Origin of the sequence: Streptomyces sp. NPDC052042, assembly GCF_044548345.1 — a bacterium.
Classification (GTDB): Bacteria; Actinomycetota; Actinomycetes; order Streptomycetales; family Streptomycetaceae; genus Streptomyces.
In genome coordinates, this window is sequence record NZ_JBIUBU010000017.1 from 159,281 (window position 1) to 171,552 (window position 12,272).

The following is a 12,272-nucleotide window of genomic DNA, read 5'->3' on the forward strand; positions in this document are numbered from 1 at the left end:
CGGGGATATGAGCGAACTCGGTGGAGCAGGCGAATTCGGCGGAGTGGGCGAGGCCGAACCGATGATGCGTGACCTTCCGGAGCGGGAACCAGCCACCACGGGGGAGAGCGCAGAACCGGTCGGACCCGACGGACTCACCGTCGGCCGGGCGGCCGCGCTCGTCGGAGTCAGCGTGAAGACCTTGCATCACTGGGACGCGATTGGCCTCGTACGTCCGAGCGAGCGCACCTGGGCCGGGTACCGGGTGTACTCGGGCGACGACATCGCCCGGATCCACCGGGTCCTCGTCTATCGAGAGCTCGGGTTCCCCCTCGCCCGGATCGGCCGGATCCTCGACGACCCGGCCGCCGACGCGCGCCACCACCTGCGTCGGCAGCGGGCAGCGCTCATGGAACGCATCTCGCGACTGCAGACGGTGGTTGGCGCGGTCGACCGCATGCTGGAGGTCTCGTACACGGGGATGCGGCTGACGCCAGAGGAGCAGGTCGAGATCTTCGGCGACGACTGGCGGCCCGACTGGATCGGCGAGGCCGAGGAGCGCTGGGGCGACAGTGCGCAATGGGCCCAGTACGCCGAGCGGGCCGACGGGATGACGCCGGAGGACTGGAAGGAGGTCGCGGCGGCCACCGAAGCTCTGAACGCCGACCTCGCCGTGGCCAGGCGCGGCGGTGTCGCACCCGGCTCCGAGAAAGCGAACGCTCTCGCGGAACGGCACCGTGCACTGATGTCGACCTACTTCGATTGCACGCACTCCATGCAGGCGTGCCTGGGGCGGATGTTCGTCGGCGAGCCCGGATTCGCCGAGTACTACGACGCGTTGGCACCGGGGCTGACCGCCTGGCTGCGCGATGTGATCTTCGCGAACGCCCGCGGGCACGGCGTCGACCCCGAGTCGGCGACGTGGGGGTGACCGGCGCCCTCTCACCGCCGGGGTCGCCCCGGCGGTGGCTCGGCCCCGGCCGCCAGGCCCGATGGATTCGCCCCGATGGTTCGCCCCGATGGTTCGCCCCGACGGGCTCGTCCCGATGGGTTTGTCCCGACGGGCTCGTCCTGAGCACCGGATATGCGACGAGTCGGTCAATGAGCTCGTCTCGGCACGTCGGCCGGCGATCCGGCCTCCACGGGACGCTTTCTACGGGACGTTTTCCACGGGCCGATCACGGCCGTGACGGCTTGACCCTGACGCAACAGGAGGCCCTACGGTCTCGTGCCATGAAGATCATTGTTCATGACACGGCGTCCGCCATGCTCGACCTCCTGCGGCGACCGCCGGAGGAGCGTCCCGACGCCCTGCGAGACATGCTCAGCCCGATCCAGAAGGTGATGGGCGATATCGACCTGGTCGGGATGCGCGACCACCCGGACGGCTGTTTCCGGATCGACCGTGAGGACCCGAGGTATCTGCCCGCCCTGCGCCGGATGAGGCAGGAGCGTGTGTGGGAGCGGGTCGAGGACTCGCTCGCCGCCGCGTGGGAACGGATCGACGCCGCGGTGCCCGGCATCGGGCACGCCGAGACCGTGCATGTGGTCGTGGAACTCGGCAACCCCGACGACGACCATCTGACGCGCCGCAGCGGGGGTTACGCCGGCATGGGCGGCATCCCGGGCGCGATCCACCTGGTGATCTGGCCCACCGAAACGAGCCTGCGTCTGATCGGTCACGCCGCCGCGCACGAGCTCCACCACAACGTTCGGTACGCGAACGTGGTCTGGGACCCCGTGTCCGTCACGGTCGGCGAGCACGTCGTCGCCGAGGGGCTCGCCGAGGCGTTCGTACGGGAGTTGGCCGGCGATCAGGCCATGGGCCCCTGGTCGAAGAGCCTGACCGGTGCTGAGCTGGACCGGGCCCACGAGAAGATCACGGCCGACATCGACGTGGCCGGAATGCAGAACCTGACCGCGTACGTTCTCGGCGATGCCACGGCCCAGCGCATGGGGCAGCCTCCGGTCGGGCTCCCGGACTTCGCCGGATACTCCGTCGGACTACGGATCGTGGACGCCCACTTGGCGGCTTCGGGGCTGACCGCCAGCCAGAGCACTGCCCTTCCAGCGCGGGAAATCCTCCGCAACGCGGGCGTACAGACCAGTTCGTGACCACGGTCTGAAGGGGGAGGGAACGGCATCCGCACGGCTGCGGCTCCGACTCGGCCCGGAGCCTTCCCGCCCCGAGGCCCCGTGCCCGGGACGTGCCCACGCTCCGGGGCAGGCGCACCTTCGGGCAGGCGCGCCCCGGGGCGTGGCAGAGCCGCGGCCTTGTTGCCCCAGACCGAGGCCAGTTCGGTCAGCAGCACGCCCCGGAACAGCATCTCCTCCCACACCGGATTGATCAGTGCGAATGCCACGACGCCCACAACCGAGAGCCAGAGCGGGAGGCGCTGGAGCTCTCGCAGGAATTCGGCCGGCTCGGGCCGCACCGTGAGTGCCTGCGAGCGGCCGGGGGAGGGGGAAGCAGGTGGGCGCCCGCCTGCTGTGGCACCGGAGCGTCCGGCCGTCGAGCGGCCGAGGGTGCGCTTATGGAAGAGGCGCGCTTATGCACGGTCCGCCGTCGAGGGCCTCTCAGGACCCGGTACAGCCGCCGTCGACCGGCATCGCCGTGCCGGTGACGAAGGACGAGCGGTCGCTGCAGAGCCACGCCGCCGCCTGAGCCACCTCCACAGGCACCGCCATGCGCTTCTGCGCGGTGCGTACGACGAACTCGTGCTCCAGCGCGGGGTTGGCGGAGACGACCTCGTCCATCATCTCGGTGCGCGTGCTGCCCACGACGAGTGCGTTGACGCGGATTCCCCGTTCCCCGTACTCCAGGGCGGCGGCCTTCGTCAGGCCGATGACGGCGTGCTTGGCGGCGACGTACGGTGCGGAAGCGCCCGTGCCCCGCAGGCCCGCGACGCTGGAGGTGTTCACGATGGCCCCTCCGGCACCGGACTGCAGCATCACCGGGATCTGCTGACGCAGGCAGTTCCAGACGCCCCGTACGTTGACGTCCATCGTGTGTTCGTAGACCTCGTCGTCCATCTCGTGCAGATCGGTTCCGGCCGTGGCGAAGCCCGCGTTGTTGAAAGCCGCGTGCAGACCGCCGAACTCGGTGATCGCCGTGTGCACCGCGCGGGCCACGTCCTCGCTCCGCGCCACGTCTCCCGGCACGGCGACGGCTCTGCCGCCCGCTCGCGAGATCTCCGCGACCACGGAGTCCAGCTTCCCGGCTCTTCGCGCCATCAGGACGACCGCGGCCCCCTCGGCTGCGAACAGCCGGGCCGCGGCTGCTCCGATACCACTGGAGGCGCCGGTGATCATCGTGACCTTGTCGTGCAGCATTCCCTGCTCGGTGCCCATCGTGTCGACTCCCCTTGCGCGTAAGCGCGCTGGTCCATGGCGCTTCGAATCTCATCCGGTGGCGGGACGGGCTGTGTCCCTTTCGGCGTCGGGGCTGCCCAGCGATACGGATCGGACGGGCCCCGGGACGATGGGGTCAGTCGCGCCAGACCGTGCCGGCTGCGGCTTCCTCGTCCAGCGTTCTCAACAGCCTGTCGTCGATGGCGTCGAGTGACCCGACGATGTGGCGCGTACCGACCTCGCGCATCAGCTGCCGCTGGAAGCTGTGCTCGAAGGAGCTGGGATGACCGATGAACGGCATGTTCAGAGACTTCGCGGCTTCGGCGACCCGGGCCACATCGTCGACGACGAGTACTTGGTCGTGCTCAAGGCCGAAGAACTCGGTGGCGATCTCATGGATGCCGGGGCGGAAGGCATCGGTGCAGATGTACCCGGGGCCGTCGAAGAGGCCGGCGAACTCGCCGAGGAACCTGTCGAAGTGCCCCTTCTCCAAGCCGCCGTAGCACACGGTCTCCAGCCCCAACGCCCTTGCTCGGCGAACCAGTTCAATGGCACCTGGAGTGACCCTGACGGGGTGGGCGTCGAGGAATTCGGCCCGTTCCTCGAAGTACGCGGCCAGGACGTCGTCGGGGCTGGAGCCGGGGCTCAGGATGGTGCCGGTCCGGGGGCCGGTCGGGGTCCCGGCGCCAGGTCCAGAGCTCGAACCGGAAGGCGATCCCGAGCCCGAAACCGATCCCGCCCCCGAGTCCGACCCCGAAGCCGGGCACTGGCCTCCACCTCGGCCGGGGCCGAGCTCAAGACCGAGAACCGCTGCGATCTCGCGGGCTGCGATGTGCCGGGGCTGGGAGAAGATACGGCGCTCTACATCCGCCGTGTAGGTGGCGCCGCGGCGGGTGAGGAAACCGTGGATCACCGGGCTGAAGGTGTCGTTGAGCAGGACGCCGTCGATGTTCAGCGCGACGAGGCGGATCTGCCGGGTTCTCGTGACCATGACGCTCCTGTGCGGACGGGGGCGGAAGGTGCGGAAGGGGAGAAGTGCCTTGCCGGGACGGTGGCGTGTATGACGATGGTGTGTATGGCGGTGTGCGTACGCGGACGGCCCGCATACGCGCCGACGCTGTTCAGTTCTGTGAGGAGAGCAGTCGCTCCAGACGGTCCGTGCTCACCTGGGTCCGCGTGATGGCGGTGGGAACGGCGATGCCCGGCAGCAACAGGTGCCACATGCGTATGACCCGGTCCGCGAGGTCCTTGCGCCCACTGACCACGGTGGCGACGGTCTGCATGCCCGTACACGACTCGACGACGAACTCGGCGACCGCGAGTGCATCGACACCGGGTCGGAGGTCGCCCTTCTCGGCCGCCACCGCCAGACACTCGGCCATGATCTCCGACCAGTCCCGGTACGGGCTGGAGTCCTGTATGCCGAAGGTCGCCTGTTCACTGGTCAGCCGCACACCGGCGCGCAGGATCGGATCCATCTGGAGCTGGTGCGACCAGATCAGGGTGAGGTCGACCAGACGTTGGAGGCCAGTCGACTCCAGCCACGGGACGACCGTTCCGGCCTGAGCGTTCATCAGCGACCGGGCCAGTGCCTCTTTCGACGCGAAATGGTGGTACATGGCACCCGAGGTGACTCCGGCGCGCGCCAGGATCCGGTTGATGCTCGCGCCGACGAAGCCGAACTCGTCGAACACTTCCGCAGCCGCTCGCAGGATCGACTCACGGGTCTGTATCGCCCGCTCCTGCCTCGGCTTGCTCATCGCCACCTCCATAAACAATAGAGAACGCTTTTGATCGTATAGGCCGTCTCCAGGGCCTGGAGGGGAAACAGGACGAGCGGTCTGTTCGTTGCGGCCGCCGGGCTGCCCTCCATGCTCGACCCCTCTGGAGAAGGCTGTTGACCTGCGGATATGGGGCAGATGTGGCACAGGGGGCAGGGCGATGGTGGCCCTGCGCTCGTGAATCGCGAGGTGTGTGATGTGGCTTCTATTCGTATGTGTCAGGAGTTGCCGAGAGGAAGGAAATCGCCGCTATATGGTGATTCCGGCGCCAGAAGGTTCTGGCTGATTTTCATGTGAAAACCCGCCGTGGCGACACGACCCCGGGGAGTTGCCCGAGGGTCTTGAGCGGCTGTTGCGGGATGAGGAAGGTGCTCGGGAGAGCGGGAGCGGGACCGGGAAACGGGTGCTGCACGTATTCACCGGTCCTTCCGCCTCTACTGCGCAATTCGTTGCGATGCCGCACGGATGCTCAGGGGTGGCATGGTCGACCACCCGGCGCTCGTCGTCCATGACGGAGGCGGATACCCCTCGTTGCGGCATGGTCCGGATTACTCCGAGGGCGAGCGCCGGGTGAAGCGGAGCGGGGGTCAGATTTCGGCCAGGTCGGTCATGCCGGCCGACGCGGTGAACATGGGCTCGCCGCTCTGCCGGGCAACGACCCGTACGCCCCGGTCGGCGCCCTCCGGCGGGGGAGTGATGGCGCTCGACTCGATCCAACATGGGGAGTCGAATTCCACGTAGCGGTGGAAGTGGATGTCCATGTAGGTCGGCGTCTCGCTGCTGGGAGCGGCGGATGCGGACAGGGCGTGACCGGCTTGTCGGATCGCCTCCAGAAGCAGCATGCCGGGCACGTGGTCGACGGGGTGGTCGAACAGGACGGGATGGGAGGTGTCGACGCGTAGCTGCCAGTGGTGCTCGCGTGCCGTGGGGGTGAGGACGACGTCCTGGGCACGGTCGCGGGCGACCGTGGCGGGGCGGACCGGGGGCGTCGGGGGAGGGGCCTCGCCGTACATGCGGGGCACGTCGCCGCGACCTTGTCGAATGCGCTGGTAGACGGCCGGGGCATGGATGCCGAACCGGGTCGATGCCACGGCCAGCAGCACATCGTCCCGGACCGCCTCGATATCCATCCGCATCGTGACGGGAACCGACCTTCGGAGTGCGATCTCCGAGCAGCGGATGTGGAGTTCGACTTCTGCCGGTGTCGCTTCGGTACGCATGGCCCGGGGGTGCACCCGGAACTGGAAGCGTGACCAGCTGAGCTGGTGCCCGAAGGGCACCTCGTATGCGACGTGGGCGAGCAGCGGAAACGTCTGCCGCACCGTTTCGCAGAGTAACAAAGGGTCGTGAAATCTGGATCCGGATATATAGAAACTGTGACTGCGCGGCCACTGGGCAGTGACGGCGAAGCGGTCATCACCCATTTTGTGCCAACTGGTCAGGAAAACTTCTGCGAGCGCCGCACGATGCACGTACTCCTTGGCGACGGTGGTGGTCAGAGCGGGACGTGGAACGGCGGGACGTTCAGTCGTGATGAGCATGCCTCTCCCCTGGGGCTTGCTGACGCGGAACCTCCGGCCGCTGAGGCCGTCGAGGTGCTCAGTAAAATAAAGGCTGCCTGATTTGTTTGTCGAGAGTGCCCCGTGAGCCCGGTGTTTCCAGGTGGGGGTGTGGCGAAGGCTCCTGGGCGAGATCGCGTCTTGATCTTGGTCTGTTTGCCGGGGATTTTCGTATGGGGGCGGGGTGGTGGGCGGCCACTCGTTGACGAAGGGGGCGGCCTTCGCTGAAACGCACGCCGGTGCACGCATCGATCCGCAGGGTCGACCTCTTTCCGGAGAATTCTAAATGTGAATCTACGGAATGGCCCGTTGCTTCAATCCGTATGAATGCGAAACGGCATGATTGTGTAAGTGATTTCACTCCGGGGCGCTTCGGCAACCGCAGGCCGCCTTTGCGAGCAGGGTGGCAGACGACGCTCCGGGTGTCTCCCACGCGCCGGACTCTCCCGTGGCCGCGCTGCGGTCGCTCCTGCGGTGTCCGGCAGCTCGGTGTCCGGTGACTCTGCCGAGCGGATACAGGAGTTGGGCTGCCCCGGCATGGGGGAGGCCGTGCGCGGAGGGCGCGCACCGTGCGCCGAATGGGTGCGGCGGGCCGTACTCAGGGCCGGGCGGCTGGAAGCCTCCTGGGGGCGTCAGGAGGCTCCGGAGCGGGACCGCCGGACAACCATCCCACCCGCGCAGGCATCCAGAGGGTTCCGAGACGTACGCCGGGCCGCGCCCCGAAGCCGCCTGAGCCTCCTGAGTCGCCTGAGCCGCCTGAAGGCGCACCCGGGAGCGGGCGTCTCCGGGAGAGGCACGTCATGCCGGAACCCCGCCCACGCTGAACGGAGTTCTGGCGTGAACGGGGTTCCGTTGTGAACGGGGTTTCGGTGCTGAACCGGGCTCCGGGTGAGTGGAGCTCGGATGCTGAACCGGATTCAGGCGGGAGCGGGCCTTTCCCGTGATTGCCGTAGCCGGTCAGGCGTCCCGGTAAGGACGACCCGCTTCCCGGGGTGTCAGGCGCGCTTGGAGCGGCGGCGGGCCGCCACGACCAGGCCGGTGCCCGCGGCGAGCACCACGGCGGTGCCGATGACCAGCGGGACCGTGCCGCTGCTGCCCGTCGAGGCCAGGTCGCCACCGCCGGTGGCGGGCGACGTGCTCTGCGACGGGGCCGGGGTGCCCGGTGCGGCGGGCTCCGACGCCTCACCGGTCGGCGTACTGCTCGCCGGAGGCGGGGTCGCGGAGGCCGGCGGGGTGCTCTCCACCGGCGGGGTGGTCTCGGGGGTGCTGCTCGGCGTCGGCGTGGCCGACGGAGTCTTGCCGGGCTCCGGCAGGCAGCCGGTGAACGGGAAGTGGTGCGTCTCCGCCCCGCCCGAGCCGTGCAGCGAGGCCACCCACACCGAGCCGTTGATCGGCGCTGCGGTGCCCAGTTCCAGGTGTGCCTGGGGTGCCAGCACGCTGCCGGGCCAGGCGGCCTTGCTGCTCTTGGTGATCGTCGTGGCCTCGGGGAAGTTCCAGAGCAGCTTGGCGCGGACCTTGCCGCCGGCGGCGCTCTGGAGCTTGTCGTCCAGGACGAAGCTCTGGCCGTCGGACAGGAAGAAGCCGGTGGTACCCGCCTTCGCCATGTCGTAGGCAGCGCCGCTGACGTTGACGATCGTGGTCGAGCCGGCCGGGACCTTGATGTAGATGTCCTTGGCCTGTTCCAGCTGCGCGGCGGTCACGTTGAAGACGTTGCGGGTGCTGTCGCTGCCCGCCAGGGTGAGCTTGCTGCCGTCCGGCGTCACCGTGGCACCGGCGGTCGTCGCCTCGCCGGCCAGAGCGGAGGAGTAGGACCGGAGCTTGGCGAACTCCCCGTCGAAGTCGATCAGGTCGGCCTTCTGGCTGAACGTGCCGGCGTGCAGGCTGACGGGCGTGTCGCCGACCTTGCCGCCGACGACCGCATTGCCCTTCATGACCACGGTGGCGGACGAGCCGTTGAGGAGGCTGCCGCGGACGACGAGCGAGGCCCGGCCGGGCAGGGCGCCGACTTCTGCCGCCGTCAGCTCGTTGGCGACACTGAAGCCGCCGCGGAAGTCGGCGTTACCGCCGACGGCCACCGCACCCTCCGCGTCGGGGGAGTGGACGTTGTCGCCGAGGACGAACTCGCCGTACTTGCCGGCGATACCGAAGGCGTCGGTGGTGCACGCGGCCGAATCAGCGGGTGCGGCCAGTGCGGCCGGGGCGGCCGTGAGGCCGAGTACGAGGGCTCCACCGAGCGCGGCGGCTGCGGCGGTTGCGGATATGCGCATGGGGCTAGGTTCTCCCGCGGAGTGATTGAGAAGATTTTGTGGCGGCTTTGGCCATAGTTTGCACAGAATGACACATTGGTCAAGACCAATACTCAGCGGGCTGATGAAGTGCCAGAAAACAGAAGTTTGTCCGTTATTGACGGTCTTGTGGCTTGACGGTTGCTGAGCGGAACGCATGCCCGACGGTGACGGAGCGGGCGGTGCCGCCGTCTTGTGGAGGGGCTGATCTGCGGTTTTCCGGGACTTGAGGTTCTCTTCGGCGCTTGGTCTCGCGCCCGGGTCTCGGGTCTCGCGTCTTGGATCTGGAGGCGCATCCGGCATGCCGGATGCCGCGGCACCCGGCGCGACGACCGATGTCCGCCCGGCGCGGAGGTCGGGACGGAAGCCGGTGTCCGCCCGGCGCGGAGGGAGGCGCGGAAGTCGATGCGCGCGCCCGGGTACGTAATCCCGGCGCGGTGCCGTCCTCCTGACGCATCGAGGGGGCGCGCGACCGCAGCCAGGCGCTCTCTGAACCCTGTGCCTGCACCTGGTCCGGCGCGGCCAACAACCTCCACTGCCACTTCCTCGAACACATCGGGGTATCCCCAGGCGGCTGCCGGCGGGCTTTCCCGCGCGCGGATTCGGGCAGGGAGCCCGCGCGTGCCAACCGCCTACCGGTGTGACTCACCGGGACGGAGCATCACATCCCCGACGAGCGGGGCCGCATCCACGGCGCGCGCGAACGATGTCGGGCGAGCGGCAGCTCACTGCTGTGAAGAAGACGCCCGAGTGGGCATGGCTCACCGAGGTCTCCTCGGTGAGCCTCCAGCAGTCCCTGCGGGCCTGGACACTGCCCGCCGGAACTTCTTCGACGGCCTGAAGGCCGGACGCCCACACACGGGTGCGCCGCGGTTCACATTCCGGAAGGACAACCGGCAGGCCGGGCCGTACGGCTCACCGCCAACGCCCGATGGGAGATCACGGGCTGACCCGCAGTGGACGGCCAGGCCGTTCCCGGGTCTCGGCGCCGGAGCCCTGAGATGACGCAGCGCAGTTGGCAAATCAACACGCTTGTTGGCACATGACGCTGGTGTTGCCTCGGTATTGCCCTGTGGTTACTCTCCGAAGCTTTCCTGTCACCGTTCAAGCTGACGGCTTCTCAATCGATCGCATTCGTCCTGGAACCGCCGACCGCGGAGGGTGTTCGGGTGGGCACCTGCGAAGCGTCCACCGTGATGCCCGAGCCCGCCGCGCCCGGGGGCCTGGCCCGTCCGCGGCGACTTCCGACAGCGTCTGCGGGGGTCGTCACCGCAGATGCCAACTTGTCGCCTCCGAGGTTCATGCCCACGCCGGCCGGATCCGCGTCCTTCTCAGACGCGAATCCGCTGCCAAGCGCTGAGGAGGCGGACAGTCGTGGGACGGCTACTTATCGTCACCATCGGCTGGACCGTGACTGCCCGCCATCATGTCGGATTCCCTGATTCGGCCGTCGTCGACGGGTACCTCGGGCCAGGCCTGGGGTGAAGCGTAGATGCAAACACTTACGCAAGCCCCTGATTAAACGTGGACGCAGGCTGGCCATATACGTGACTGCAAGCGTGAGCATAAACCTGGACGCAAACATGGCCACAACCATGGCCACAACCATGGCCACAACCATGGCCACAACCATGGCCACAACCATGGCCACAACCATGGCCACAACCATGGCTACAAGTATGCCCGAAAGCATGTGCACAAACATGGACGCAAACATGGAGCCAAACATGAAACTAAACAATGATGCAAACCTCTCTGTAAACCTTGCCCCCACCGCTGTCGAGGTCGTGATGAGGACGAGTCGGCCATGGCCGCCGCGCTCTGGCGTGCCGTCGTCGCGGACGGTAGCGAGTCGTGCCCCGTCTCGGAGTGCCGTTCCTCCGTCTTGGGATGCCGACCGCGAAACTCGCCGTCGGTGCCCCTACGGGTTCGGGGCGCGGTGGCGGTGCGCGATCGTCTCGGCGAGGCGCATGACCAGTTCCCTGGCGGAGGGCGGGTCGATGACCTCGAAGTGGTCGCTGAACTGGAGGAGTTGGCGCACCGCGTCGAGTCGGTCGTAGCCGACCCGCAGGACGATCGTGCCGTCCTCGGCGGCCGGTCTCGTGCTCAACAGGCGTTTGCCGAGGATCCGTTTGGCCATGTCGAGGCGGTTCGCGTCCAGACGTACGGTGACGACGAGATCCCGCGCGTCCTCCAGACTCGCCCCGAGCGCCCCGACCAGTTCGGTGAGCGTGGCGCCGTCACGTGGCCTGTGGGGTTCGTCCAGGACGTCCCAGCCCGCGAGGCGGCTGAGCGCGTACATGTGCGGTTCGCCGTCCGCGTCGGCGATGAGGTACCACCGGCCGGCGCGCAGGAGCACTCCATAGGGGTCGACGACGATCGACCGGTGGTGTTGGGCGCCGCTGTGTCGGTAGCGGACGCGCAGGCGTCGTCCACGTCGCAGGTCCTGGGCGAGTGAAGCGACGTCCGCCTCCGCGTCCTCGTCCGGGGCGAACCAGGCCCGGTGATCGATGACGACGACCTCCGCCAGCGGGATCAGGTCGTCCTTCCGCGATGCCGTCCGTCGCTGCCCGGCCCGTTGCGCCGTGAGCTTGTCCGTGGCAATGCGAGCGGCGGCCTCCAGGCCGAGCTTCTGCGCCTGGACGAGATCGATGCCGAGCACGGTGAGGAGTTCCGCCTCGGTGTCGCTCAGGCGGGACACGTCGAGCTGCGTACCGGGGAGCAGGACGATGCCGCCATATCGGCCCCGCTCGGTGAAGACGGGGACCTCGGCGGCGGCCAGCGCTTCGATGTCGCGCATCACCGTACGCACGGAAACCCCGAACTCCTCGGCCAGTTCCTGGGCGGTGGTGCGGCGCCTCGCCTGGAGGGCAGCCAGCATCGCGAGCAGCCGTTGCTGTCGATTCAAGGGACCACCTCGGTTCATCGGACCACCTGTGCCCAAACATGACATGAACTGTCATGTTTACGTGCCAGTGTTGCGGACATGGCGATGGCCCCGATGCGGGGAACCGTCCAGGACCAAGACGAAGGAGAGAGCACCATGGCGATCCCCAACCTGTTCCTGATCTATGTGACCGATATCGATAAGGCCACACGCTTCTATGGCGACTTGTTCGACATTGGACCAGTCATCACGACACCGCGTTACTGACTTCGGCGTGTCAGGGTGATGTTGGGGTGTCGAGGGTCAGGCCGGTACCGGCTATGAAGCCGTCGAGGGTGTCGGGCCGGTATTGGAGGCGTTTGAGTCGGTTGCGGACGAGGGTCTCGAGTCGTTCGAGGGCGACGACGGCGAGGCTGGCCAGGCTGCGCTT

At 68.0% G+C, this 12,272-nt stretch carries 9 protein-coding genes and 2 pseudogenes; 3 read left to right on the top strand and 8 right to left on the bottom strand.

All coding sequences use genetic code 11. The features are described 5' to 3' along the window. Positions 1-64: 64 nt before the first annotated feature. Complete coding sequence (locus tag ACIHCL_RS25600) at positions 65-910, top strand: MerR family transcriptional regulator (protein WP_399865171.1); 846 nt, start codon at positions 65-67, stop codon at positions 908-910. A 302-nt stretch (positions 911-1,212) separates the two neighbouring features. Then, positions 1,213-2,094 carry a DUF2268 domain-containing protein gene (locus ACIHCL_RS25605; RefSeq protein WP_399865143.1) on the top strand — a complete coding sequence of 294 codons (882 nt, stop codon included), beginning with the start codon at positions 1,213-1,215 and terminating at the stop codon, positions 2,092-2,094. A gap of 164 nt (positions 2,095-2,258) precedes the next feature. Here ACIHCL_RS25605 and ACIHCL_RS25610 read toward each other — a convergent pair. From ACIHCL_RS25610 to ACIHCL_RS25630, 5 genes and pseudogenes are all read right to left on the bottom strand, one after another. Continuing rightward, positions 2,259-2,414 (bottom strand): annotated as a pseudogene (locus ACIHCL_RS25610) (type II CAAX prenyl endopeptidase Rce1 family protein); the annotation flags it as partial. A 142-nt stretch (positions 2,415-2,556) separates the two neighbouring features. Further along, positions 2,557-3,330, bottom strand: coding sequence for an SDR family NAD(P)-dependent oxidoreductase (locus tag ACIHCL_RS25615; protein WP_399865146.1), 774 nt, complete (start codon positions 3,328-3,330; stop codon positions 2,557-2,559). 136 nt (positions 3,331-3,466) lie between these two features. After that, positions 3,467-4,321, bottom strand: a complete 855-nt coding sequence (locus tag ACIHCL_RS25620) for an HAD family phosphatase (protein ID WP_399865148.1) — start codon at positions 4,319-4,321, stop codon at positions 3,467-3,469. A 130-nt stretch (positions 4,322-4,451) separates the two neighbouring features. After that, a complete protein-coding gene (locus tag ACIHCL_RS25625; RefSeq protein ID WP_399865149.1) occupies positions 4,452-5,090 on the bottom strand; it encodes a ScbR family autoregulator-binding transcription factor in 639 nt (212 codons plus the stop codon). 608 nt (positions 5,091-5,698) lie between these two features. Further along, positions 5,699-6,553, bottom strand: a complete 855-nt coding sequence (locus ACIHCL_RS25630; RefSeq protein WP_399865173.1) for a ScbA/BarX family gamma-butyrolactone biosynthesis protein — start codon at positions 6,551-6,553, stop codon at positions 5,699-5,701. Between ACIHCL_RS25630 and ACIHCL_RS25635 the strand changes: the two genes are divergently transcribed. Next, the gene (locus tag ACIHCL_RS25635) at positions 6,458-6,733 is read left to right on the top strand and encodes a hypothetical protein (protein WP_399865179.1); all 276 of its coding nucleotides are present in this window, start codon (positions 6,458-6,460) and stop codon (positions 6,731-6,733) included. The genes ACIHCL_RS25630 and ACIHCL_RS25635 overlap by 96 nt on opposite strands. 932 nt (positions 6,734-7,665) lie before the next feature. Here ACIHCL_RS25635 and ACIHCL_RS25640 read toward each other — a convergent pair. The 3 genes and pseudogenes from ACIHCL_RS25640 to ACIHCL_RS25650 all read right to left on the bottom strand — a co-directional run. After that, positions 7,666-8,937 (bottom strand): choice-of-anchor A family protein, encoded by a 1,272-nt coding sequence (locus ACIHCL_RS25640; protein ID WP_399865151.1) that lies wholly within the window; start codon positions 8,935-8,937, stop codon positions 7,666-7,668. Positions 8,938-10,876: 1,939 nt separating this feature from the next. Beyond that, positions 10,877-11,863, bottom strand: a complete 987-nt coding sequence (locus tag ACIHCL_RS25645) for a helix-turn-helix transcriptional regulator (protein ID WP_399865153.1) — start codon at positions 11,861-11,863, stop codon at positions 10,877-10,879. A 256-nt stretch (positions 11,864-12,119) separates the two neighbouring features. Beyond that, positions 12,120-12,272, bottom strand: a pseudogene (locus ACIHCL_RS25650) (IS630 family transposase); the annotation flags it as partial.

Excerpts from the sequence above, each read along its gene's own strand:
- ACIHCL_RS25615 (WP_399865146.1), bottom strand. The coding sequence starts at position 3,330 with ATGGGCACCGAGCAGGGAATGCTGCACGACAAGGTCACGATGATCACC.
- ACIHCL_RS25620 (WP_399865148.1), bottom strand. The coding sequence starts at position 4,321 with ATGGTCACGAGAACCCGGCAGATCCGCCTCGTCGCGCTGAACATCGAC.
- ACIHCL_RS25600 (WP_399865171.1), top strand. The coding sequence starts at position 65 with ATGCGTGACCTTCCGGAGCGGGAACCAGCCACCACGGGGGAGAGCGCA.
- ACIHCL_RS25640 (WP_399865151.1), bottom strand. The coding sequence starts at position 8,937 with ATGCGCATATCCGCAACCGCCGCAGCCGCCGCGCTCGGTGGAGCCCTC.
- ACIHCL_RS25625 (WP_399865149.1), bottom strand. The coding sequence starts at position 5,090 with ATGAGCAAGCCGAGGCAGGAGCGGGCGATACAGACCCGTGAGTCGATC.
- ACIHCL_RS25605 (WP_399865143.1), top strand. The coding sequence starts at position 1,213 with ATGAAGATCATTGTTCATGACACGGCGTCCGCCATGCTCGACCTCCTG.